General features: G+C 69.4%; 21 protein-coding genes and 1 pseudogene. 14 read left to right on the forward strand and 8 right to left on the reverse strand.

Features of this window, described 5'->3' with window-relative positions; translation table 11 throughout:
* Positions 1-46: 46 nt before the first annotated feature.
* The 7 genes from LY41_RS11845 (at position 47) to LY41_RS11875 (ending at position 6,488) form a co-directional block, all read left to right on the forward strand.
* Positions 47-487, forward strand: a complete 441-nt coding sequence (locus LY41_RS11845; protein ID WP_253863918.1) for a DUF3040 domain-containing protein — start codon at positions 47-49, stop codon at positions 485-487.
* Between the two features lie 240 nt (positions 488-727).
* Positions 728-2,152 carry a trigger factor gene (tig, locus tag LY41_RS11850; protein WP_253863919.1) on the forward strand — a complete coding sequence of 475 codons (1,425 nt, stop codon included), beginning with the start codon at positions 728-730 and terminating at the stop codon, positions 2,150-2,152.
* Positions 2,153-2,260: 108 nt separating this feature from the next.
* Positions 2,261-2,872, forward strand: coding sequence for a ClpP family protease (locus LY41_RS11855; protein WP_308292233.1), 612 nt, complete (start codon positions 2,261-2,263; stop codon positions 2,870-2,872).
* Positions 2,873-2,897: 25 nt separating this feature from the next.
* Entirely contained in the window at positions 2,898-3,527 is a 630-nt protein-coding gene (locus tag LY41_RS11860) for an ATP-dependent Clp protease proteolytic subunit (RefSeq protein ID WP_253863920.1), read from the forward strand.
* A 242-nt stretch (positions 3,528-3,769) separates the two neighbouring features.
* Complete coding sequence (clpX, locus tag LY41_RS11865; RefSeq protein ID WP_253863921.1) at positions 3,770-5,065, forward strand: ATP-dependent Clp protease ATP-binding subunit ClpX; 1,296 nt, start codon at positions 3,770-3,772, stop codon at positions 5,063-5,065.
* Positions 5,066-5,145: 80 nt separating this feature from the next.
* On the forward strand, positions 5,146-5,451 hold the full coding sequence (locus LY41_RS11870) for a hypothetical protein (protein WP_253863922.1): 306 nt from the start codon (positions 5,146-5,148) through the stop codon (positions 5,449-5,451).
* 107 nt (positions 5,452-5,558) lie between these two features.
* Positions 5,559-6,488 (forward strand): anti-sigma factor RsbA family regulatory protein, encoded by a 930-nt coding sequence (locus LY41_RS11875; RefSeq protein WP_253864096.1) that lies wholly within the window; start codon positions 5,559-5,561, stop codon positions 6,486-6,488.
* A 4-nt stretch (positions 6,489-6,492) separates the two neighbouring features.
* Here the strand turns inward: LY41_RS11875 and LY41_RS11880 are convergent, their stop codons facing one another.
* Together LY41_RS11880 and fdhD are read right to left on the reverse strand one after the other, a co-directional pair.
* The gene (locus tag LY41_RS11880; RefSeq protein WP_253863923.1) at positions 6,493-7,359 is read right to left on the reverse strand and encodes an alpha/beta hydrolase; all 867 of its coding nucleotides are present in this window, start codon (positions 7,357-7,359) and stop codon (positions 6,493-6,495) included.
* Positions 7,346-8,173 (reverse strand): formate dehydrogenase accessory sulfurtransferase FdhD, encoded by an 828-nt coding sequence (fdhD, locus tag LY41_RS11885; protein ID WP_253863924.1) that lies wholly within the window; start codon positions 8,171-8,173, stop codon positions 7,346-7,348. Before fdhD ends, LY41_RS11880 begins: the two co-directional genes overlap by 14 nt.
* 266 nt (positions 8,174-8,439) lie before the next feature.
* Here fdhD and LY41_RS11890 point away from each other — a divergent pair, with 266 nt between their 5' ends.
* From LY41_RS11890 to LY41_RS11900, 3 genes are all read left to right on the forward strand, one after another.
* Positions 8,440-10,977 (forward strand): M14 family zinc carboxypeptidase, encoded by a 2,538-nt coding sequence (locus LY41_RS11890; protein ID WP_253863925.1) that lies wholly within the window; start codon positions 8,440-8,442, stop codon positions 10,975-10,977.
* 56 nt (positions 10,978-11,033) lie between these two features.
* Positions 11,034-11,705 (forward strand): GOLPH3/VPS74 family protein, encoded by a 672-nt coding sequence (locus LY41_RS11895; RefSeq protein ID WP_253863926.1) that lies wholly within the window; start codon positions 11,034-11,036, stop codon positions 11,703-11,705.
* Between the two features lie 69 nt (positions 11,706-11,774).
* Entirely contained in the window at positions 11,775-14,414 is a 2,640-nt protein-coding gene (locus tag LY41_RS11900; RefSeq protein WP_253864097.1) for a valine--tRNA ligase, read from the forward strand.
* A 94-nt stretch (positions 14,415-14,508) separates the two neighbouring features.
* Here LY41_RS11900 and LY41_RS11905 read toward each other — a convergent pair whose 3' ends face one another.
* The 6 genes and pseudogenes from LY41_RS11905 to LY41_RS11930 all read right to left on the reverse strand — a co-directional run bounded on the left by LY41_RS11905 (position 14,509) and on the right by LY41_RS11930 (position 19,957).
* Positions 14,509-15,360 (reverse strand): SGNH/GDSL hydrolase family protein, encoded by an 852-nt coding sequence (locus LY41_RS11905; protein ID WP_253864098.1) that lies wholly within the window; start codon positions 15,358-15,360, stop codon positions 14,509-14,511.
* Between the two features lie 327 nt (positions 15,361-15,687).
* A complete protein-coding gene (locus LY41_RS11910; RefSeq protein ID WP_253863927.1) occupies positions 15,688-16,707 on the reverse strand; it encodes a LysR family transcriptional regulator in 1,020 nt (339 codons plus the stop codon).
* Positions 16,704-17,549, reverse strand: a complete 846-nt coding sequence (locus LY41_RS11915; RefSeq protein WP_253863928.1) for an arginase family protein — start codon at positions 17,547-17,549, stop codon at positions 16,704-16,706. Before LY41_RS11915 ends, LY41_RS11910 begins: the two co-directional genes overlap by 4 nt.
* Positions 17,546-18,367, reverse strand: a complete 822-nt coding sequence (locus LY41_RS11920) for an amino acid ABC transporter ATP-binding protein (RefSeq protein WP_253864099.1) — start codon at positions 18,365-18,367, stop codon at positions 17,546-17,548. Before LY41_RS11920 ends, LY41_RS11915 begins: the two co-directional genes overlap by 4 nt.
* A gap of 72 nt (positions 18,368-18,439) precedes the next feature.
* A pseudogene (locus tag LY41_RS11925) lies at positions 18,440-19,090 on the reverse strand (amino acid ABC transporter permease); the annotation flags it as partial.
* Positions 19,091-19,099: 9 nt separating this feature from the next.
* A complete protein-coding gene (locus tag LY41_RS11930; RefSeq protein ID WP_253863929.1) occupies positions 19,100-19,957 on the reverse strand; it encodes a transporter substrate-binding domain-containing protein in 858 nt (285 codons plus the stop codon).
* A gap of 373 nt (positions 19,958-20,330) precedes the next feature.
* Between LY41_RS11930 and LY41_RS11935 the strand changes: the two genes are divergently transcribed.
* From LY41_RS11935 to LY41_RS11950, 4 genes are read left to right on the forward strand one after another with little or no spacing between them, the layout of a single operon-like run.
* On the forward strand, positions 20,331-21,800 hold the full coding sequence (locus tag LY41_RS11935; protein WP_253863930.1) for a 4-hydroxyphenylacetate 3-hydroxylase family protein: 1,470 nt from the start codon (positions 20,331-20,333) through the stop codon (positions 21,798-21,800).
* Positions 21,797-22,246 (forward strand): RidA family protein, encoded by a 450-nt coding sequence (locus LY41_RS11940; protein WP_253863931.1) that lies wholly within the window; start codon positions 21,797-21,799, stop codon positions 22,244-22,246. The genes LY41_RS11935 and LY41_RS11940 overlap by 4 nt, the downstream gene beginning before the upstream one ends.
* A complete protein-coding gene (locus LY41_RS11945; protein WP_253863932.1) occupies positions 22,243-22,917 on the forward strand; it encodes a DUF1028 domain-containing protein in 675 nt (224 codons plus the stop codon). Before LY41_RS11940 ends, LY41_RS11945 begins: the two co-directional genes overlap by 4 nt.
* Positions 22,917-24,077 (forward strand): amidohydrolase, encoded by a 1,161-nt coding sequence (locus LY41_RS11950; RefSeq protein ID WP_253863933.1) that lies wholly within the window; start codon positions 22,917-22,919, stop codon positions 24,075-24,077. The genes LY41_RS11945 and LY41_RS11950 overlap by 1 nt, the downstream gene beginning before the upstream one ends.
* Positions 24,078-24,081 lie beyond the last annotated feature (4 nt).

Consider the following 24,081-nt stretch of genomic DNA (forward strand, 5'->3'; position numbering starts at 1 on the left):
GTCCGTAACGGTCGTGCTGATCCATAATCGAATGTGGTGATGCCGTATGGGCCTGCGTGACGAGGAACGGCGACAGCTCGCCGAGATCGAACGCCGCCTGGGCGAGGACGACCCGCGTCTGGCCCAGAGCCTGGCCACTTTGCGGCCGGGCACCGCGCGGACGCTGTGGATCGTCGCGGCCCTGGCCGCGCTGTTCATCGTCGGCGGCGTCGTCATCGCCGTGGGCGCGGGAAGCGGCTCGCCCGTCGTGGTGGCGATCGGTGTGGTCATCGCGGCCGGAGTGCCGACCGCCGTCATCTGGCGGCTGTGGCTGCGCAAACTCGGCAACGGCATCGGTGACGGCTCCGACGACGGTTCCGAGTTCGGCGGTGGGTCCGGAAACCGTTCCCGTAATGGTTTCGGCGGTTTCGGCGGTTTCGGCAAGGGCAAGGGTGGCCGGGGCAGCACCGGTGACGGTCCCGATACGGGATCCGGTTCCACCGACTGACGACCCGTCGCGGCACGGTCCGCGCACGGTCCGTGAGGGGCGGCCCAGCCTCCGGCGGTCGGCTGACTTAGACTCGGACATCGGTTCCCCATCGTCACCTGCGGTGCCCGTGGGCGAGACCGTGAAACCATACGCACGCCTGCGCGCCCATCCGGCGCGGACGCGCGTGCGGACATGGGTCCGAAATGCGGACCGATGCGAAATACCGACCGATACCACTGTCCCGGCTAGGAGAAAACGTTGAAGAGCACCGTCGAGCAGCTGAGCCCGACGCGCGTGAAGATCAATGTCGAGGTGCCGTTCGACGAGCTCAAACCGAACTTCGACCGCGCCTACAGCAAGATCGCTCAGCAGGTCCGGATCCCCGGCTTCCGCCCCGGTAAGGCACCGGCCCCCGTCCTCGAGAGCAGGATCGGCCGCGCCCCCGTGCTCGACGAAGTCGTCAACGAGGCCATTCCGGCCAAGTACATGGAGGCCGTGGAGAGCGGAGACGTCCGCACGCTCGGACAGCCCGACTTCGAGGTCACCAAGCTCGAGGACAAGGACGTCCTCGAGTTCACCGCAGAGGTCGACATCCGCCCCGAGATCACGATCCCGGATCTGGACGACCTGTCGGTGAGCGTGGCCGACGTGGACGTCACCGACGACGAGGTCGGCGAGGAGCTCGACAACCTCCGCGCCCGGTTCGGCACGCTGACCGGCGTCGATCGTCCCGCCGAGCACGGCGACTTCACCTCGATCGACCTGTCCGCGACGGTCGACGGCCAGGAGGTCTCCGAGGCGTCCACGTCCGGCCTGTCCTACGAGATCGGCTCCGGGCAGCTCATCGACGGCATCGACGACGCGCTCGTCGGCCTGTCCGAGGGCGAGTCGGCCACGTTCACCACGAACCTGCTCGCCGGTGAGCACGCCGGCAGGGACGCCGAGGTCACCGTCACCCTCGGCAGTGTCAAGGTGCGCGAGCTGCCGGAGGCCGACGACGAGTTCGCCCAGCTGGCCAGCGAGTTCGACACGATCGACGAGCTGAAGGCCGACCTGCGCGAGCGGCTCGGGCGCTCGAAGCGGATGCAGCAGGGTGTCGAGGCGCGGGACAAGGTCCTCGAGCAGCTGCTCGAGCGCGTCGACGTGCCCGTGCCGGAGAAGGTGCTGCAGGGCGAGATCGACAACGCCAAGCACGAGGCCATCCACCCGTACGAGCACGACGAAGAGGCCTACAAGAAGGACCTCGAGGCTCAGGGCGGCGACCCGGAGGCGTGGGAGAACGAGGTCCGCACCGAGGCCGAGAAGTCGGTCCGTACGCAGCTGCTGCTCGACACCCTCGCCGACGAGAAGGACGTCCAGGTCGGCGACCAGGAGCTGACCGAGCGGATCATCTACCAGGCTCAGCGCTTCGGCGTCAGCCCGGACGAGTACATCCAGCGCGCCCAGCAGTCGGGTCAGCTGGGCGCGATCTTCGCCGACGTCCGCCGGGGCAAGGCACTTGCGGCGGTCGTGCGCGGCGCCACGGTCACCGACGAGTCGGGGCAGGCCCTCGACCTGACCGAGCTGTTCGGCGAGGAAGAGGACGAGACCCCGGACACCGTCGAGGGCGAGACGGTGGAGGTCGCGTCCGAGGAGGACACCGAGACGGCTTCGGAGTCCTCCGAGTCGTCGTCGGACAAGTGATTTCTCTTCATGCTCTGAGCGAACTCGGGCGGTGTCAGGCATTCTGCGCCGCCCGAGTTCGTTAGGGTCGGTTGCAAGATCTGAGACTTCGAAAAAAGGCAGGCAGACGTGACGCAGCACATGCCCGAGGGGCGCACCAGCACCGCGGGACTGAACCTGACCGACTCGGTGTACGAGCGGCTGCTCCAGGAACGCATCGTGGTGCTGGGCTCCGAGGTCAATGACGAGGTCGCCAACCGCATCACGGCGCAGCTGTTGCTGCTGTCGGCGGAGGACTCGCAGTCCGACATCCGCTTCTACATCAACTCGCCGGGTGGCTCGGTCACCGCCGGGTTCGCCATCTACGACACGATGCAGCTCATCGAGCCGGACGTGGCGACGTACGCCATGGGCATGGCGGCCTCGATGGGCCAGTTCCTCCTGTCGTCGGGCACTCCGGGCAAGCGCTACGCGCTGGAGCACGCGCGCATCCTGATGCACCAGCCGTCGGCGGGCGTCGGCGGTACGGCGTCGGACATCGCCATCCAGGCCGAGGTCTTCGGCAAGTGGAAGCAGGAGCTGGCGCGCATCACCGCCGACCAGACGGGCCAGTCGGTCGACCAGGTTCTCGCCGACGGTGACCGCGACCGCTGGTTCACCTCGCAGGAGGCCCTCGACTACGGCTTCGTCGACCAGGTGCTGACGCGCGAGAACCCCGCGCCGGCCTCGAGCTCGAACTGACCGGGACCCGAGAAGGAGACGACCCATGAGCAACTTCCAGCTTCCTCAGGCCCGGTACGTGATGCCCTCCTACGTGGAGCGCACCAGTTACGGGATCAAGGAGTCGAACCCGTACAACAAGCTCTACGAAGAGCGCCAGATCATGCTGGGCGTGCAGGTGGACGACGCGTCGGCCAACGACGTGATGGCCCAGCTGCTGCACCTCGAGCACGAGGACCCGGACCGGGACATCATGATCTACATCAACTCGCCGGGCGGTTCGTTCACGGCGTTGATGGCCATCTACGACACGATGCAGTTCGTGCGGCCCGACATCGCCACGGTGTGCCTCGGCCAGGCCGCCTCCGCTGCGGCCGTGCTGCTGGCGGCGGGTACGAAGGGTAAGCGGTACGCGCTGCCGAACGCCCGGATGATGATCCACCAGCCTGCCACGGAGGGCACCTACGGCCAGGTGTCCGACCTGGAGATCCAGGCGGCCGAGATCCAGCGGATCCGTCGGCTCATGGAGACGACGATGGCCAAGCACACCGAGAAGACCGAAGACGAGGTCCGCAAGGACATCGAGCGGGACAAGATCCTGACGGCCGAAGAGGCCAAGGAGTACGGGATCATCGACGAGGTCCTGCCGTACCGCAAGGGCGCAGGTTCGGGCTGAGCACACCGACCGCCGGGCGGAGCGTGTCGTCACCCGACAGGTTCCCGCCCGGCGGGCTAAGGTGTCGGGAAGGCCGTCGCGTGCTCCCCGCGTGAGTGGGGATGGTCCGGCGGACTCCCATCGGTCCCGCCCGGCGGGTACCGTCGACAGACAGCGCGTGGCGCCTGTTCACTGGGTACACCAGGCGGCACCGAGACGAGCCAGGTGCGCCTGACGCACCAGAGGGGACGAGGTCAGCGGCCATGGCACGCATCGGCGAGGGCGGAGACCTGCTCAAGTGCTCGTTCTGTGGGAAGAGCCAAAAACAGGTGAAGAAGCTCATCGCCGGTCCCGGCGTCTACATCTGCGATGAGTGCATCGATCTCTGCAACGAGATCATCGAGGAGGAACTGGCCGAGGCCGGCGACGTCAAGCTCGACGAACTGCCGAAGCCGACGGAGATCCACGAGTTCCTCGAGCAGTACATCATCGGCCAGGACGACGCGAAGCGCTCGCTGGCCGTCGCGGTGTACAACCACTACAAGCGCATCCAGTCGCAGGGCTCCGCAGGCCCGAAGGAGTCGAAGGACGAGCCGGTCGAGCTCGCCAAGTCGAACATCCTGATGCTCGGCCCGACCGGCTGCGGCAAGACCTATCTCGCGCAGACCCTCGCGAAGATGCTCAACGTCCCGTTCGCCATCGCGGACGCGACCGCGCTGACCGAGGCCGGCTACGTCGGCGAGGACGTCGAGAACATTCTCCTCAAGCTGATCCAGGCCGCCGACTACGACGTCAAGCGTGCCGAGACGGGCATCATCTACATCGACGAGGTCGACAAGATCGCTCGCAAGTCCGAGAACCCGTCGATCACCCGCGATGTCTCCGGCGAGGGCGTGCAGCAGGCGCTGCTGAAGATTCTCGAGGGCACGACCGCCGCGGTGCCGCCGCAGGGCGGCCGCAAGCACCCGCACCAGGAGTTCATCCAGATCGACACGACGAACGTGCTGTTCATCGTGGCCGGTGCGTTCCAGGGGCTCGAGGAGATCGTCAACGAACGCATCGGCAAGCGCGGCCTCGGATTCGGTGCGGAGATCCGCACCAAGCAGGAGATCGAGCAGACCGACGTCTTCAGCGAGACGATGCCGGAAGATCTGATCAAGTTCGGGTTGATTCCCGAGTTCATCGGCCGGGTTCCGGTCATGGCGAGTGTGACGAGCCTGGACAAGGCCGCGCTCGTGCAGATCCTCACCGAGCCGCGGAACGCGCTCACGAAGCAGTACACGAAGCTGTTCGAGCTGGACAACGTGGAACTCGAGTTCACCGATACCGCGCTCGAGGCGATCGCCGACCAGGCGTTGCTGCGCGGCACCGGCGCCCGCGGTCTGCGGGCGATCATGGAAGAGGTGCTGCAGCCGGTCATGTACGACATCCCGAGCCGCGAGGACGTGGCGAAGGTCGTCATCACCGAGCAGATGGTGCGGGAGAACGTGAACCCGACGATCGTGTCGCGGCAGCCGTCCCGGCGGCGTGGCGGTGAGCACGGGGAGAAGTCCGCCTGACCGGGCGGGCGCCGCTGATGACGACGTCGCAGGACTTGCCCGCGCGGGAGTTGCCGGCGTTGCAGCGGACGGCTGGGGACATGGTGAACGAATCGGACGACGTGGCGGCACGTCTGGTCGCGGCCCTGCGCCTGCGGCAGCCGCGGGTACAGCGGGTGATCGCCGGTTTTCTGGTCGTGTTCATGGTGGTGTGCGTGGTCGCAACGGTCACGCGGACGTCTGCGTGGCCGCTGCTGCCGTTGGCGTCGTTCGCAGGCTCGGCGGTCGCCGCATGGCGGGCGTCGAGCGCCACCGACGACCGCCACGTGGTCGCTTGGACGACGGTTGTGGCCGGCGGGGTGGCGCTCGGGTTCTGGCTGCTCGGGATCATCAACCGGTTCTGGTGAACGGTGCCGCGGGGACGTCCTCTCCCGAGGTTTCGCGATCCCGCGTTCCGGTTAGCCCTTCCCGGTAGGGTGTGCCGACGCGAAGAGGACGCCAAGCTGTGACCATCATGGGCGAGCTCGCGACCAGCGAGTTCTCGCACGAGGCTCTGCTCTACCGCGACGAGGACGCGTACCTGAATGTGATCACGGCATTCGTGGCGGGCGGTGTCGAGAATGGTGAGCCGGTCGCACTGGCATTGCCGACGGACCGGTTGGTGGCGGTCGAGCGCGTGCTCGGCGATATCGCCGCCGAGGTGACACTCGTGGACATGACCGAGGCCGGCCGGAATCCGCCCGCGATCCTCGGCGGCGTGCTGCGATCGTTCGCCGACAGTCGTGCCGGCCGGGTGCGGATCGTCGGCGAACCGATCTGGCCGGAGCGGTCCGCAGCCGCATACACCGCCGCGGTCGAGCACGAGGCATTGATCAACGAGTTGTTCGCGGGCGTCCCTGCGATGATCCTCTGCCCCTACGATGCGTCACGGCTGGACCGATCCGTCATCGACGATGCCGCGGCGACCCATCCGGATCTGATCGACGAGACGGGCAGGTACCACAGCGAGGCCTACGACCCCCACGCCGTGATCGACGGTTGCAACCGGCCGCTGCCGGTGCCCGCGGGTGCGCCTGCGTTCCGGTTCGACCTGCACACACTCGCCGAGGCACGGCGCTTCGCCACGGCGCACGCGGAATGCCACGGTATTGCGCGCGAGCGGCTGAAGGACGTCGCCTCGGTGGCGGGCGAGCTCACCGCGAACAGCGTGCAGCACGGAGGCGGGTCGGGCACGCTGTGGGTATGGCACGAGCCGTCGACCGGTGCGGTCGTCTGCCAGGTCGACGACACCGGGCGTCACACCGACCTGTTCGCCGGACGAGTGCCGGTGCCTCCGGACCAGTTCGGTGGACGTGGTCTGTTGCTGGTCAACCGGATCGCCGACCTGGTCCGGACCTACCGCGGTGCGGCCCACACCGCCACGCGGGTGTGGTTCGCCCGGTAGTCGCTCAGGCGTGGGGTTCGGCCGGCCCGGGCGCGTAGCGGCCGAGAAACGAGACGAGGCCGGGCACCGTCGAAGTGTAGAAGTTCCCGCTGTGGCCGCCTTCGCTGAACCTCGCCACCTCCGGGTCGGCGCGCCGCACGAATCGCCGGGTCCCGACGACGAACGGGTCCGACGTGCCGCACCACACCCCGAGCGGGGTGTCGCCGAGCGTGTCGGTGTGCCGCAGCGGGTCGAGCGCAGCCCACGCCTGCTCGTCGCGAAACGCCTCGCGTTCCCGCATCTCGTCCCACTCCGTCAGCAGCGCCGGAGCGAGCACTCCGGTCGCGGCGAGCGGAGTCCCGCGTTCGTGGCGCCTGCGGGTGTAGACCAGCGCGCCGAAGCCTCCCATCGAGGTCCCGGTGGCCGCGAACGGGCGCCCGTGCGCACCGCCGAGTCCCCGCACGGCGAGCCAGTTCGGTACCTCGTCCAACAGCATGGCCATGGGGTCGTCACCGGGTACGGACTCGTGCCAATAGGCGTACGGACCGCCGTCGACCGCGACGAGGCCGAACGCCGGTACGCGGCCCGACTCGGTGGCCCGGGCCAGGTAGGGCGCCATCCCGTTCGGTGTGGCGGCCCGCGCGGTACCACCGCGGGCATGGAGCACCACGGCCATCGGCAGGCCCTGTGCCGGGACCGAGTGCGGCAGCAGGAGCACGAGGTTCACGAAGCGCCCCCGCGCCCGGGAGAACACGGATTCGGAGCGGATGTCGGGGGCGAGCGCCGTCACCGTGCGATGCGCCGCCGATGACCCGGTGAGCGCGGACAGCGCCGCCGTGGCGGCGACAGCGGCTCCGCCGAGAACCACCGAGCGGCGATCAGCCTTCGGCAACGCGATCCCCCCTGGTGTAGACGTTCATGCTGCTCCCTCGCAGAAAACCGACGAGCGTCATGCCCTGTTCGGCGGCCAGCTCCACGGCCAGTGACGACGGAGCGGACACGGCGGCCAACAGGGGGATGCCCGCCATCGCAGCCTTCTGCACCAACTCGAACGAGGCACGTCCGGACACGAGCAGACCGCGGTCGGAGGCGGGTACGGCTCCGTCGAGCAGTGCTTTCCCGAGCACCTTGTCCACGGCGTTGTGCCTGCCGACGTCTTCGCGCACGTCCAGTACGGTGCCGTCGGCGGTGAACAGGGCCGCGGCGTGCAGCCCGCCCGTGCTGGCGAAGACCTTCTGCCGCTCACGCAGCGCGTCGGGCAGCGTCGAGAGCATCTCCGGCGTGACTGCCGGACCGGTCTCGGCAGGGGAGAACCGCGTACTGAGTTTCACCGCGTCGAGCGCCGCCTTCCCGCACACCCCGCAGGACGACGTCGTGTAGAAGTTGCGCGCCACGCCGGGGTCGGGCCCCGGGACGCCGGGGGCGAGGGCGACGTCGAGAACGTTGTAGGTGTTGTGTCCCTCGTCGTCGGTTCCTGCGCAGTACCGGGCCGTGGTGACGTCCTCCCGGTCGCCGATGACGCCTTCCGACAGCAGGAACCCGTGTGCCAGTTCGACGTCGTTGCCCGGGGTGCGCATGGTGACGGCGAGGGGGGCGCCGGCCACGCGCAGTTCCAGGGGTTCCTCGGCGGCGAGGGCGTCCGGGCGCGTGCGTTCGCCGTTCGGCGTGAGCATGCGTACCGGCCTGCGTACCGTCACTCGGCCCATCGGTAGGTCCACTCCAGACGTGGTTCGGCGATTCGGGGTGCCGCGGTGAGACCGGGTGGCCGACCGTCACGCGAGCACCGTGGCTCCAGCGTAGAAGAGGAGAGCGAGCGGGCCCGCTTTGCTGTCCGTTCGCCGCGGGTGTCCGATTACAGCGGCCGGGTGGTTTTACGCCTGTTTCACCCGTGGCGTCTTGCGGCGGTCGTTAGCCGTCCGAAAGGGTGGGCAGCCGATCCCGACAGGGGAGCAGCTGCCGACCGGAGGTTTTCGTGGCCGTATCCCGATCCGTCCGCCGCGGACTCGCCGCCTTCGCCGTTCTCGTGACCCTTCCCGCGCTGACCACACCCGCGGGCGCACAGGAGCCGACGGAACACGGCGCATCCGGGGCCGCCGCGCACCGCGAGTCCGGACAGCTGGCCCGCAGCGGTGCCACCTCCGCGGCCACCCGGCTCGCGATGCCGGGGGAGAACCGGCAGATCGGACGGCAGGACGGCTACCCGCGGCAGACCAGCCTGCGGGAGTTCCCGGAGAATCCCGACGACAAGGCGATCAAGCTCGGTCTGACGCCGTATCACGACATCGCGCCGCAGCTGAACGAGCTGCAGGAGCGCAGCGACCGCGTCTCCGCGGAGGTCGTCGGGCAGAGCACCCAGGGTCGTGACCTGTACCTGGTGACGCTCACCGCGCCGGAATCGCCGGCGGAGGCGTCGCGGCAGGCGCGCTGGCGCGAGCTCATCGAGGAGGACCCGGCCGCGGCGGCGGGTAACGAGCGACTGGCGCGCGAGTACAAGGCGCCGGTGTGGATCAACGCGAACATCCATGGTGACGAGTGGGAGGGCACCGACGGCGCACTGGACGTCATCGAACGTCTCGCCACCGGCACCGATCCGGCCCATGCCGAGCTGCTCGAATCCACCCGGCTCTACCTGACCGTCACCAACAACCCCGACGGCCGCGTCGCGGGCACCCGCGCGAACGCCGCGGGGTTCGACATCAACCGTGACCACATCACTTCGAGCCAGCCGGAATCGCGTGCGGTGCGGGACGTGCTGATCGAGACCCAGCCGCTGGTGATGCTCGACGAGCACGGATACACCGGCACGACGCTCATCGAGCCGGGAACGCCGCCCCACGGCCGGGACTACGAGTACGACCTCTACATCAAGCACGCCTACGAGAACGCGCTCGGGATGGAGCGCGCCATCGGGAAGCTGGGCTACGACGAGACCGTGCGGGCCGACATCCCTTTCCGCGACTTCGAGCCGGGCGAGTGGGACGACTGGCCGCCCATCTTCACCCCGATGTACTCGATCCACCACGGCACGGTGGGACACACCGTCGAGGTGCCGCTCCGGGTGAACCGCAGCGAGTACGAGGAGCTGCCGGTCGAGGAGCTGCGGCGCCGGTCGGCCATCAATCGCGACGTGGTCGCCGCGACGATCACGTCGGCGGTCGACTACGCCGACAGCCACCGCGCGGAGCTGATCGACGACCAGATCGAGACGTTCCGCCGAGGCTGGGCCGGCGAGCCGCAGCGCGAGATCCCCGACGGGTACGTCCCCGGTCTCGGCGAGGAGGATCGCTACTCGGTGGAGTTCCCGCGGGCCTACGTGATCCCCGCCGGCGACGGTCAGCGGTCGGCGCCGGCCGCAGCCCGGCTCGTCGACCACCTCGTCGCCCACGACGTCCGGGTCACGCGTGCGGAGCACACGTTCCATCTGGGCGGCGAGCGGTACCCGAAGGGCTCGTACGTCGTCGACATGCACCAGCCCAAACGCGGTCTGGCCAACGTCATGCTCTCGGCAGGTCAGGACATCTCCGGGAACGTCCCGCGGATGTACGACATCTCCGGCTGGAGTCTCGGGCTGTTGTGGGGCGTCACCGTCGACGTCTCCGCCGACGAGGCGCCCGCGGTGCGCACGTCGCCGGTGGTGACGGCCGGGACGACGGGGTCACTCCCGCCGTCACCGAACGCGGACCTGGAGCTGGCGCTCACCGACGGTGCCGACGTGCAGGCCGTGACGTACCTGCTCGAGCGCGGCGTGGAGGTGACCCGTGGTGACGACGGCGTGCTCGTCGTCCCCGCATCGGCGCGCCGTGAGGCGGCGACGGCGGCCGACCGGTTCGGCGTGGTCTTCACCAGGGCAGGCAAGGACGCGGCCGGAACCGAACTGGCAGCGCCGGTGATCGCCGCCGCGGTGTCCGCCGGCGAACTCGCCGTGCTGCGCGGACTCGGGTTCGAGGTCCGTCCGGTCTCGACCGCGGTGCTGAACGACGGGTTCGACTTCGACGGCGTCAGCGCACTGCTGGTCTCCACCGGGCTCGACCACGACGCGCTGACGGCCGAGGCGAAACGCCGGTTGCGGGCGTTCCTCGACGACGGCGGGGTCGTCACCCGCGGTGCGGGCGGTGCGGCGTTCAACGAGGCGGCCGGTCTGTTGCCGGTCACCGCGGTCGAAGGACGCCCGGACGCCAACGGCGTCGTGTCGGTGACCGACGGTGACGGCGGTCTGCTCGACCGCGCGCCCGCGCAGTCGTTCGTCTACTCGCCGGTGTGGTTCACGGGCCTCGGTGAGTCCGTGGCCGCCGAGCAGCGCTACGCCCGCGATCCGCTCGTCGCGGGCCACTGGCTGCCGGGCGAGGACGTGGGCGGCCCCGCCGAGGCCGCGGGCGAGGCGTCCGTCGTCTCCGGGGTCTCGGCAGCGGGAACCCGGGCGGTGCTGTTCGGCACCGAGCCGATGTTCCGCGACCACCCGAAGGGCCTGTACGCGCAGGTCGCCGACGCGGTGTTCTGGGCGGCGTCGTAGCGGGCGGTCGCGGCGAACCAGTGGTGAACGCGTGCGACCGCGGCTAGGGTGCGGCCATGCTCATCGCGGAGGACCTGCTGCTCCTGGCGTTCGACGACACCGAGGGCAAGCCCGTCTCGGGGATCGACAACCTCGACCGGGCCGTGGCCGGGGCGCTCCTGCTCGAGCTGACGCTGCTCGGCAAGGTGGACGTCACCGGCGACGCGGACGAGGGCACGGCGGGCCGCATCATCCTGCGCGAGACCACGCCCGTGGGTGAGGCCGAACTGGACGGGGCGCTCGCCCTGCTCGCGGAGGAGCAGGGTTCGAAGCCGAAGGACGCCGTGGCCCGATTGGCCGAGGACGATCCGGTCGAGCGGCTGCTGTCCGGACTCGCCGACCGCGGCGTGCTGCGACGGGAGAGCAGGAAGGTGCTCAAGCTGTTCCCCGTCACCCGCTGGCCCGCAGCCGACTCCCGGCACGAGGAGAGCCTTCGTGCCGAACTGCACCGGGTGCTCGTCGACGACGGGGAGCCGGACGACCGCACGGCCGCGGTGATCGCGCTGCTCGTGGCCACGAAGTCCGTCCGGCATGCGTTCCCTACCGACGACGCCGAGGTGACGAGGAAACGGGCCGAGCAGATCGCCGAGGGCAACTGGGGCAGTGACGCCGTGCGCAAGGCCATCGACGAGGTGACGGTGGCCGTCATGGTCTCGGTGATGGCGGCCACCGTCGTCACCACGTCGTAGGCGTCCTCGCGGGCGAGACCACGCCGGTGACGAGGCGCCGGAAGCGGGTTCGTAGACTTACCGGCTGTGATGGAGAACGCGAACCAGCAGCACACGGACCTTCCCACCGCCTGGAACCCGGCCGACGAAGAGGCCGCCCTGTACCAGCGCTGGGTAGACGCGGGCTACTTCACCGCCGACGCGTCGTCGGACAAGCCGCCGTTCTCCATCGTACTGCCGCCACCGAACGTCACGGGCACGCTGCACATGGGCCACGCCCTGAACCACACGTTGATGGACGCGATGAGCAGGCGCAGGCGGATGCAGGGCTACGAGGTGCTGTGGCTGCCGGGCATGGACCACGCCGGCATCGCGACGCAGAACGTCGTCGAGCGCGAGCTGGCCGGTGAAGGCGTGTCCCGCCACGACCTCGGACGTGAGCGCTTCGTCGAGCGCGTGTGGGAGTGGAAGCAGGAGTACGGCGGCAAGATCCTCGGCCAGATGCGGCGGCTCGGCGAGAGCATCGACTGGTCTCGTGAGCGCTTCACGATGGACGACGGTCTCTCGCGCGCCGTGCAGACCATGTTCAAGCGCCTCTACGACGAGGGGCTGATCTACCAGGCCGAGCGCATCATCAACTGGTGCCCGCGGTGCATGACGGCGCTGTCGGACATCGAGGTCGACCACTCCGACGACGACGGCGAGCTGGTGTCGATCCGCTACGGCGAGGGCGAGGCGTCGGTCGTCGTCGCCACGACGCGCGCGGAGACGATGCTCGGCGACACGGCCGTCGCGGTGCACCCCGACGACGAGCGCTACCGGCACCTGGTCGGCACCGAGATCGAGCTGCCCCTGACGGGCAGGCGCATCCCGATCGTGGCCGATGAGCACGTCGACCCCGAGTTCGGCACCGGCGCGGTGAAGGTGACGCCCGCGCACGACCCGAACGACTTCGAGATCGGCCGCCGCCACGACCTGCCGATGCCGTCGATCATGGACGAGCGCGCGGTGATCACGGCGTCGGGCCCGTTCGAGGGCATGGACCGGTTCGAGGCGCGGCCCGCGATCGTGGCGGCGCTGCGTGAGGACGGCCGGATCGTCGCGGAGAAGCGGCCGTACGTGCACGCGGTCGGGCACTGCTCGCGCTGCGACACGGTCATCGAGCCGCGGCTGTCGCTGCAGTGGTGGGTCGGGGTCGGCCCGCTCGCCGAGGCGGCGGGCGACGCCGTGCGTGACGGCCGGGTGCAGGTCCACCCGCCGGAGCTGGCCAAGCGCTACTTCGACTGGGTCGACAACATGCACGACTGGACGATCTCCCGCCAGCTGTGGTGGGGGCACCGGATTCCGGTCTGGTACGGCCCGAACGGCGAGCAGGTCTGCGTCGGCCCGGACGACGAGCCGCCGTCGGGCGAGGGGTGGTACCAGGATTCCGACGTGCTCGACACGTGGTTCTCCTCGGGCCTGTGGCCGTTCTCCACGATGGGCTGGCCGGACGAGACCGCCGACCTGGCGAAGTTCTATCCGACGACCGTGCTGTCGACCGGTTACGACATCCTGTTCTTCTGGGTCGCGCGGATGATGATGTTCGGCCTGCACGGTATGCGTGACCGCGGTGCCGAGGAATCCGTGCCGTTCCAGCACATCTATCTGCACGGCCTGATCCGCGATCAGTACGGCAAGAAGATGTCGAAGTCGAAGGGCAACGTCCTCGACCCGATCGACTGGATGGACAACTACGGCGCCGACGCCACGCGGTTCACGCTCGCCCGCGGCGCCAACCCCGGCACGGACATGGCCTTGGCCGAGGACTGGGCGGCCGGGTCGCGCAACTTCTGCACGAAGCTGTGGAACGCGGCGCGGTTCGCGATCCTCAACGGTGCGACGACCGCGCGCCCGCTGCCCGCGGTCGAGGACATGACCGAGGCCGACCGGTGGATCCTCGGCCGGTTGGGCACGGTCCTGTCCGAAGTGGACGAACTGCTCGAGGAATTCCAGTTCGCCAAGGCGACGAACACGCTCTACCACTTCACGTGGGGCGAGCTCTGCGACTGGTACATCGAACTGGCCAAGGTGCAGCTGGCCGGCGAGAAGGCCGACGACGCCCGCGCCGTTCTCGGGCATGCGCTGGACACGGTGCTGCGGCTGCTGCACCCGTTCGTCCCGTTCGTGACCGAACGGCTGTGGACGACGTTGACGGGGGGAACTTCCCTGGTCGTGGCCGACTGGCCGACCGGCGAGCTGCTGCCGGCCGCCGACCCGGCCGCGGAGGGCCGGATCGAGGACGTGCAGAAGCTCGTCACCGAGGTGCGCCGGTTCCGTTCCGACCAGGGCCTCAAACCGGGGCAGAAAGTGGTCACGCGGTTGACCGGACCCGGTTTCGAGGCCGTCGCCGCGCACGAGGAGGCCGTGCGCTCGCTGGCGAAGCTGACCGAACCCGGCGACGAGTTCACGGCCACCGCGTCGATCGAGGTCGCGCTGGCCGACGGCACCGTGGCGGTCGAGGTCGACACGTCGGGCACCATCGACGTCGGTGCCGAGCGCAAGCGGTTGGAGAAGGACCTGGCGGCTGCCGAGAAGGAGCTCAAGCAGACCGACGGCAAACTCGGCAACCAGGCGTTCCTCGACAAGGCACCCGCCGACGTGGTCGACAAGATTCGCGTGCGCCGGGATACGGCGGCCGCCGACATCGAGCGCATCACCGCCCGGCTGGATTCGCTGCCCGACTCCTGACCTGTTGCCCGCCTCCCGATCCGCTGGCCGAGCACCCCGTGGCCCGCCCTCCGCGTCGTGGGGAGGCGCGGGCCACGGCCGTATCGGGCGGGTATCAGTTCCCCGCGCTCAGCGTGCGGCGGATCTCGGTGGCTACGCCGTACATGCCGGCCGCGTTCGGGTGGTACGACATCGCGACCAGCGGATTGGTGTCCTTGCCCTGGATCCACGCCTGCAGGCCGGCGCACGCGTCGTGGCCGTAGGAAGCCGGGTACATGTCCACGAAGGACGCACCGTGGTTCTCGGACGCCGTGCGGAGCTCGTCGTTCAGTGCGGTTTCGATGTCGTCGGCCCACGCCAGGTCGCCGTCGGCGAACGGCAGCACGTCCGGACAGGTGACGCCGGTTCCGGGGGCGGGCGTGATGCGTGGATATCCCACGACGAGCACCGTGGCGCGGGGCGAGGCCGCCGCGATCTCGTCGAGCACTGCGCCGACCCGCTCCCCGGTGCGGGCCACGGCCTCGGCCAGGGTGTCGGTGCCTGCTTCCGTGAAGTGGTCGCGGCACGGGCTGCCGGAGGGGTTCTCATCGCGCAGTCCGGGGCAGATGCCGACGAGGTCGCCGAAGACGCCCTCGTCGTTGCCGCCGATGCCGAGCGTCACGAGGTCGGTGCCGGGCCGCAGTGCGTCGAGCTGGGGCGGGTTCGTGCCGAGCGGGGTGCGCTGCGGTTCGGTCATGTGACCGGTGGCCGCGCCGCCGCAGCTGACGTCTCGGAACGATCCGACGTGGGTCTGCGCGGCGAGGATGGTCGGGTAGTTCGTCGTCGACCGGGCGCAGCCGAGCGGCGCGGTCGGCTTGGGCAGCGGGACCAACGGCCCCGAGGTGTAGGAGTCGCCGAGCGCGACGTAGTGGCCGAACCGCGGCTGCCATCCGGTGGCCGAGGCCGACGGCGTGATCGCGAGCGTCATGGCCAGCGCGAGGGTGAGGGCCCCGAGCGTGGTCAGCAGTCGCGTCCCGCGGCGCGTGCCCGGGCGGGTGCGCGGACGGGTGCGCGGACGGGTGTGCGGTGCGGTCCGGTCGCGCCGTGCCGGTGCGTGGAAGTCGGTGTGGGTGGTGTGGTCGCCTCGCGATGTCCGCATGCGTCCCCGATCGCCGTCGGACAGGTCTGTTCTGTCCTATCCGGTGGCGAATGCCGGTGGCCAGACGGCGAACGGGTGGACGCCGTCCCCCGACCCGTGCACCCGGCGAACACGATCCGTGATCGCCGGGAAGGGTGATCTGTCGGCGTTCGACGGTCACGGTACGGGCTCGGTTCCATGTTCGTCGGCGGCCGCGTCGGCGCGGATGGCCCGGATCGACGCGGGCACCACCTCCCGGGCCCGCTCGGCCACGGTGCGGATGCGGCCGGTCAAGCGTCCCGTGTCCAGCCACGACAGTACCACCGGAAGCGCGGGCACCTCGTCGGCGAGAGGACGCGCCACCGCACGCCCCCCGTCATAGGTGACCGAGCCTGCCGAGACCTGGTTGAGGATCGCGAAGCCGTGGCCGCGGGCGACGAGCGCCCGAACCGCCTCGTAGTTCGTCGTGCGGTAGCGGACATCGGGCTGAATCCCGCTGTCGCGCAGCAACCGGATGAAATAGTCGCGGCTGCCGGGAAGGTCGAGCAGCACCATCGGTTCGCTCGCCAGCTCGCTCAGCGACACCTGAGGCTGCCGCGCCAGCCGGTGCGTGGGCGGCAACAGCACGTACGGCGGCGCCTCGGCCACCACCTCGTGGTCGATGTCTTCCGAGAGCAACAGGTCGTAACCGATCGCCAGATCCACCGAACCCTCGCACAGCGCGGCGCCGACGTCGCTCGGTGCGGATTCGGTGACGATGACGTCGAGATCCGGGTAGCGACTGCGCAGGTCGGTCAGCAACGAGGGCAGTACGAACGGCATGAGCGTCACCATCACGGCGAGGCGCACGGTGCCGCGGACCGTGTCGCCGTCACCCTGGGCGGAGGCGACGACCTCACCGAGGTGGTCGAGCACCGACCGCGCGTCGCGGAGAAGGTCCCGCCCGGCGGGGGTCAGCACGAGCCCCTTCGAATGCTTACGGATGAACAACTGCGTGCCGAGCTGCCGCTCGAGCGCGGCCACCGCCGACGACACCGCTGACTGCGCCACGTGCAACCGCAGTGACGCCTCCGTCATACTGAGCCTGCTCGCGGCCTCCACGAAGTAGCGCAGCTGGGTCAGGGTCACCGAATGGGCGGGCGACGCCGCGGCGGCTCCACCGGAGTCGGGAACCGGCGTGAGGTCGGCGGCGGTCACGCCGGCTCCTGCGCCAGTTCACCGGCACGTACCCGCCGGAGAAGGCCGGACACGGCGGTGACGATCGTGTCGGCCTCGGTGCGGAGCGCCGCCAGATCGCTCTCGTACTCCGTGAGGTCGCCGAGTTTGTCTCCCAGGAAATCCGCGGGCGCGGCGAGCCGCGCCGCCAGCCACGTCTCCGGATCGGCCGACAGTTCGGGGTCGAAGACGCGGTCTCCGGGCTCGTTGCCGGCCATGTCCGGGTGGTAGTGCACGCGGTCGCGGCTCCCGGGACCTGCGGCGACGGATTCGAGGATGTCGACGCGCCACACGGCCGTGTCGAGCACGATCCTGGCCGACGAGTACACCGAACCGGTCTGCGGTTGTGGGTCCAGCAGCCGCAACTCCACGCGGACCCCGCGTTCCGCGCCCTCCTGGCCGGGATAGGGATCCGGGTCGACGAAGTACAGGTCCTCGACGAGGACGGCGAGCTTGCCGAAACAGAACGTGCGCATCATGGTGAACCTCCGGGGAGTGTGCGTGCCGATTTCGCCGAGTGCGGCGTCGATGGAGAACGGGTTCGCCGCCACGTCACCGGCGTCGACGACCTGCGCGGCGCGGAAGGGGGCCACGTCCAGTTCCACGTGGTATGCGGGCCGCAGGTGACGCGACGCTTGGCGGACCGCCATCGGACCGAACCGCGCCCCGGGCCGGTACGGGGTGCCGCCGTCGAACGGCACACCCAGGACGGCGAGGTCGTAGTCGGTCACCGCGTCGATCGCAGGCAGGTGGGCGAACGTGGCCGCCTCGGCGAAGCGCGGCACCTCGGTGCCGCTCACCGGTTCCACGGGACCGGGTGTCATGAGCGCACCTCCTCGGCCGCCGGTGCGGTGTGGTCGACCTGCTGCAGGAAGCGCGCGACCCGCGGGGTGGCGCCCGTGCCGAGCACTTCGTCCGGCGGGCCCTGGGCGGCGACCCGGCCGTCCTCCATGAACACGACCCAGTCGGCCACGTCGCGGGCGAGGCGCATCTCGTGGGTCACGACGACCATCGTGCGGCCCTCGTCGGCCAGGTCGGCGATCGTGCCGAGTACCTCGCCCACCAGCTCCGGGTCCAGTGCCGAGGTGGGCTCGTCGAACAACAGAACCTTCGGGTTCATCGCGATGGCGCGTGCGATCGCCACCCGCTGTTGCTGCCCGCCCGAGAGCTGGTGCGGGTACTTGTCGGCGTGCTCGCGCAGCCCCACCCGTTCGAGGAGATCCAGCGCACCGGCACGGTCGACGGCGCCGCGCAGCCGCAACGCCGTCGGCGCCAGGAGCACGTTCTCGACCGACGTCCGGTGCGGGAACAGGTTGAACCGCTGGAACACCATCCCCACCTCGCGCCGTTGCCGTGACACCTCGGCGTCCGAGAGGTCGTGGGGCTTGCCGGAGTCGTCGAGCTTGTAGCCCATGAGGGCGCCGTTGATCTCGACCCGTCCCGAGTCGACGGACTCCAGGTGGTTCAGGGTGCGCAGCAACGTCGTCTTCCCGGACCCCGACGGCCCGATGACGACCACGACCTCGCCCTCGTGGACGTCGAGATCCACATCGGACAGTACGGTGTTGTCGCCGAACGACTTGTCGACATCCTCGACCCGGACGACGGGTGTGCCGGTGTGCTCCCGGCGCGGCCGCGCCAGGAGCACGGGACGGTCGGTGCGGTCGGCGGACGCGACGGCGGCGGTCTTCCGCCGCGTGACGTCGAGCCGGTTCTCGATGAGCCTGCGCACGATGTCGAAGAAGCTGACGATGAGCACGTAGTAGAACGCCACCATGAGCATCGTCTCGAGCACTTTGAAGTTGTCGGTGTACAGCCGCTGGCCGACGAGCAGGATCTCCGTCAGCGAAATGGTCGACACCAGCGAGGAGAGCTTGATGATCGTCGTCAGCTCGTTGCCCAGCGACGGGATCGCCACCCGGAAGGCCTGCGGCAGCACGACGAGCCGCTGCACCGTCAGGTACCGCAATCCCAGCGCCTGTGCGGCCTCCCGCTGGTCGGGGCGTACCGACAGCAGTCCACCCCGGTGGATCTCCGCCATGTAGGCGCCTTCGCTGAGTACCAGCGAGATCAGGCCGACGACGAAGGCCGAGCCGAGCACGTCGGCCAGCCCCGGGAACAGCTGCGGCAGGTTGTAGACGAACACCAGCAGCACGAGGAGCGGGAGGCTGCGGAACAGCCACACGTATCCCGACGCGAGCCAGCGCACCGGTCCGATCCGGGACTCCTTCATGAAGGCGGCGACGATGCCGACGGCGTTGCCGAGCAGCCACGAGGCCACGCTCAGCGCCACGACGACGAGACACGCCGTCCAGAAGTCCCCGAACGACAGCAGGCTCAGCGCGTAGTTCCAGTCGAAACTCATCCGGGCGCCTCAGCTGTTCTTCGACTCTTCGAGTACCCGGTCGTCGACCGGCTCCAGGTTGTAGGACTCGAGCAGTCGCTCGTAGGTCCCGTCGTCCTTCATCTCCTGGATGGCCTGCTCGATGGACGCGCGCAGCTCGTCGTTGCCCTTGTTGACGGCCAGGCCCACCGCCGTCGGCCAGAGCAGCTCGTCGTCGAGGAGCTTCAGCGCACCGTCGGAGGACTCGACGACGTCCGCGGCCACCGCGGCGTCGGTCACCGTGGCCTGGACCTGGCCCGCTCGCATCGCCGACGTGGCCTCGGGGTCGGTGGGGTACTCGCGGGCATCGACGGCACCCTCTCCCGCTTCGTCGCACAGCGACGGGATCTTCTCCGCGGCGGCGTCGTGGTGCACGCTGCCGGTCAGCGCGCCCACGCTCCGTCCGCACAGGTCGGTGAGTTCGGTGGCATCGGAGTCACCGGCGACGATGATCGACGAACCGGTCTGGAAGTACGGCACCATGTCCACCTGTTCGAGACGTTCCGCCGAGAAGTAGAGCGCCGAGGCCACCATGTCGTAGCGGTTCCCCTTGAGTCCCTGGATGATCTGGGCGAATCGCACGTCCTGATAGTCGGGGGTCATGCCCATCTTCTCGGTCATAGCGTCGACGAACTCGACGTCGAACCCGGCGGGCTGTCCGTCCTCCCGCTGGTCGTACGGCGGGTAGGTCAGGTCGATACCGACGGACAGGTCGCCGCCGGAGCCCGTGTCGGATCCTCCGCAGGCGGCGGTGGCGAGGAGGGCCGCACCGGCGGCGAAGGCGGCGAACCGGCGGAACCGGGCGGAGCCGCTACAGGGACGGGGAGATGGCGCGGGGGAGTGGGTCATCGCGATTTCCCTTCGTGCGAGCCGACGTTCGACGTCGTCCGAGTGAGCGAAGCGGGGAAGACACGTCCGAGGTTATGCGCGCACCGAGGCCGCGAATAAGCGGCGAACATCGATGAACTGCATCATGTGATCCGATGAAACATCTGCGAAATCCGATGTGAGCGTGGACGTATCGTGAATCCGCCGTGTGGCGGGGAATCCGGCGGTCACGCGACGTTCGTGTTGCGCCGGTATTGCGGTGTCGGATTCATCTCATTCGACGATGCCGACGATCGGAACTCCGTGTTTTACAGATTCCGTGCTGCCACCGAATGCTGGTGGTCATCTCGGCCACTCATGACAGGCCGCGCCCACTTACGAGGAGAACGTCAGCATGATCCGTACCGGTGAGGAGTACCGCGACTCCATTCGCGACGGCCGCGAAGTCTGGATGGGCAACGAACGTGTGCGGGACGTGACGACACATCGGGCGTTCAAGCCGATCGTGGATGTCCGTGCCCACCTCTACGACATGGCCCACGACTCCGGCACGCGTGACGTGATGACCTACCACGATCCGGACAGTGGCGAGACCAATTGCATCGCCAACCGACTGCCGCGCACTCAGCAGGACTGGTGGGACAAACGCGCTGCGACCGATCTGGTCATGGACCACGCCCGTGGCGTCGTCACGCGCGTCGGCGACGAGACCATCGGCGAGATGTGGTCGCTCTACGACGGCCAGGACGTGCTCAACGAGGTGGACCCGCGTTTCGCCGAGAACATCCGCAACCATGTGCACCGGGCCGTGACCGCCGACCCGTTCCACGTCTCGGCGAACACCGACCCGAAGGGCGACCGTTCCCGTGCGCCGCAGGACCAGGACCCCGACATGCTGCTGCACATCGTGCGGGAGACCGACAACGGCATCGTGGTGCGCGGGGCGAAGTACGAGACGGCGGCCGCGTACTCGAACCAGGCGTTCACGAAACCCACGATCGCCAACTGGGGCAACGACGAGATGTCCGACTACGCCGTCGGTTTCATTCTCGACATGGGATCGCCGGGCCTCAAGTTCATCTGCCGGGACGGTTTCGCCGGCCGCGTGCCGGAGGCGGACTACCCGTTGTCGAACCGGGTGGACGAGGTCGAGTCCATGGTGGTCTTCGACGACGTCGAGATCCCGTGGGAGAACGTACTGTTCTACCGCCACACGCGCGCCGCCACATACATCCGGTCCACGCTGCACCGCTACAGCGCGTTCGCCTACGTGCAGCGGACGCTGCGGTTCGCCGACCTGATGATCGGCGCCGCGCTGTGGAACGCCAAACAGACCGGACTCGACAAGCAGCAGGCGGTGCAGGAGAAGCTGGCGACACTGGCGACGTATCGCGAGACGATCAGCGCGCACCTCACGGCGTCGATCGTCATGGCAGAGCCCAGCCCCGGCGGGCTGCTGATGCCCAACCAGTCGTTGCTCTACACGGGCCGGGTCGCCGCGCTCACACCGCTGGCGGAGATGATGCATCTGGCGCGCGAGCTGTGCGGCGGGCAGATCTGCATCACGCCCGACGCCGCGGCGTTCGACAACCCGGCTACCGCGGGATGGCTGGACAAGTTCTACTCGATCAACGAGAACTGGGTCGCCGACGATCGCCGCAAACTCCTCGCCATGGCACGCGATCTACTCAACAGCGACTACGCGGGACATCGGCTGGCGTTCCAGCTGTTCGCACAGGCACCGCCGTTCGCACATCTCGCGGCCGTCTACCACAACTTCGACTACGCCGGTCCGCTCGATCTGGTCCGGGACGTGGCGGACCTGTCGGACAAGGTTCTCGGACAGAAGGGTGCCACCGTATGACCGGCCAACAGCTGCGGCCCGCCCACACCCGGATCCGGACGTTCAACACGGCCGAGACGTACCCCGAGCAGAATCTCGACAACGACCTGTGCCAGGCGGTCGTGGCCGGGGGTGTGGTGTACCTGCGCGGCCAGGTCGGCCAGGATCTCGACACACGCGAGAGCGTCGGCATCGGCGACGCAACGGCTCAGACGCGCAAGGCCATGGCGAACATCGCGCAGCTGCTCGACGAATCGGGAAGCGGGTTGCGGGACATCGTCAAGATCGTCGTGTACCTGACCGACGTGCGCCATCGGGAAGAGGTGTACCGCGAAATGGGAACCTGGTTGCGCGGTGTGTATCCGGTTTCGACCGGTTTGATCGTGGACGGGCTCGCGCGGCCGGAGTGGGTCGTCGAGATCGATGCGACGGCCGTCCTCAGCGGCGAGTACGGGGAGGACGCATGACCTTCTCGCTCGCGGCGCGGGATCCTGCGACCGGTGGACTCGGTGTCGTCGTCAGTTCGTCGAGTCCGGCAGTGGCGTCACGGTGCGCGCACGTACGAACCGGCGTCGGAGCGGTGACCTCGCAGAACGTCACGAACCCCGCACTGGGACCGGTGGGGCTCGATGCGCTGGCGACCGGTGCGGACGCATCGGAAGCCGTCGCGGCGATGGTCGCCGCCGATGCGTTCCCGGAGTATCGCCAGCTGTCCGTGGTGTCGGCTTCGGGAGGGGCCGCGGCTCATTCCGGCTCGAACACTCTCGGCACCCACACGTCGGTCACCGGCGACGGGGCGGTCGTGGCGGGCAACCTGCTCGCTACGGAGTCGGTGGCACACGCGATGATGGCGGGTTACACGGGCAGCCGGGCGGAGACGTTCGAGCAGCGGCTGCTGGACGGTTACGCCGTGGCGCTGGAGGCTGGTGGCGAGGAGGGTCCCGTGCGGTCGGTGGGCCTCGTCGTGGTCGAGGACGTGCCATGGGCGGTGACCGACCTGCGCGTGGACGACGCGGACGATCCGTTCGGCGAGCTGCGTCGGCTCTGGCGACTGTGGGCACCGCAGAAGGCGGCCTACCGGGTCCGCGGCATCGACCCGCGACAGGCACCCTCCTACGGCGTGCCGGGAGACCTCTGATGACCTCGGCGATCGCATCCACCGTGCACGACGCGGTGGCGGCCGCGTCGCGCCGGCTGGTGACGCTGTCCCACGACCTGCATGCGGACCCGGAGGTCGCGTGGGAGGAGGTCCGCTCGAGCGCGCGCGTGGCCGGTGAGCTGGCCGACGCCGGTTTCGGCGTGCGGGAGCGCTGGTGCGGCCTCGACACGGCGTTCCTCGCCAGCGCGGGCGGTGGGCCGTTGCACGTCGTGTTGTGCGCGGAGTACGACGCGTTGCCGGGGCTCGGGCACGCGTGCGGGCACAACGTGATCGCCGCGATCTCCGTGGGCGCGGCACTCGCGCTGGCGCCGCTGGCCGACGACCTCGGCCTGACCGTGCACGTCGCGGGGACACCCGCCGAGGAAGGTGGCGGCGGCAAGATCGAACTGCTGGACCGGGGCGGGTTCGACGGGATGCACCTCGCGGCACTCGTCCACCCGGGCCCGGTCGACGTGGCCGAGGCCGAGCCGTACGCGGTGTCCCATTCCCGGGTCGGCTACACCGGGCGCGCCGCTCACGCGGCCGCCTACCCGGAACGTGGCGTCAACGCGGCGGACGCGTTCACGGTGGCGCAGGTGGCGATCGGCCTGCTGCGCCAGCAACTGCCCGCGAGTGTGCGGGTGCACGGGATCGTCACCGAGGCGGGGGCGGCCCCCAACGCGATCCCCGGGCACGCGGAGGGACGCTGGTACGTCCGCGCCTCGGACCTCGACGAGCTGGCCGAGGTGGAGCAGCGGGTACAGCGCTGTTTCGAAGCCGGGGCGCTGGCCGCCGGCTGCGACCTGTCGGTGGAACCGGAGAGCAAGCCGTACGCGAGTTTCCGCAACGACGCCGAGCTCACGGAACTGTACGTGGCCGCGGCGTCGGAACTGGGCAGGACGTTCACCGAGGGTGCCGACGCCCGCATGAACCGCGCCTCCACCGACCTCGGCAACGTCAGCCAGGTGATCCCCGCGATCCACCCGTACATCGGCATCGACTCGCTGCCCGCCGTCAATCACCAGGCCGAATTCGCGGTGGCCGCCGCGGCGCCGGCGGCGGACACCGCCGTCGTGCAGGGTGCCCAGGCGTTGGCGGTCACCGTGGCTCGGGCGGCGGCCGACGGCGCGATCCGCGCCCGGCTCCTCACCGGACGGTGACCGA

Source organism: Prauserella halophila (genome assembly GCF_024171895.1).
Lineage (GTDB): Bacteria > Actinomycetota > Actinomycetes > Mycobacteriales > Pseudonocardiaceae > Prauserella > Prauserella halophila.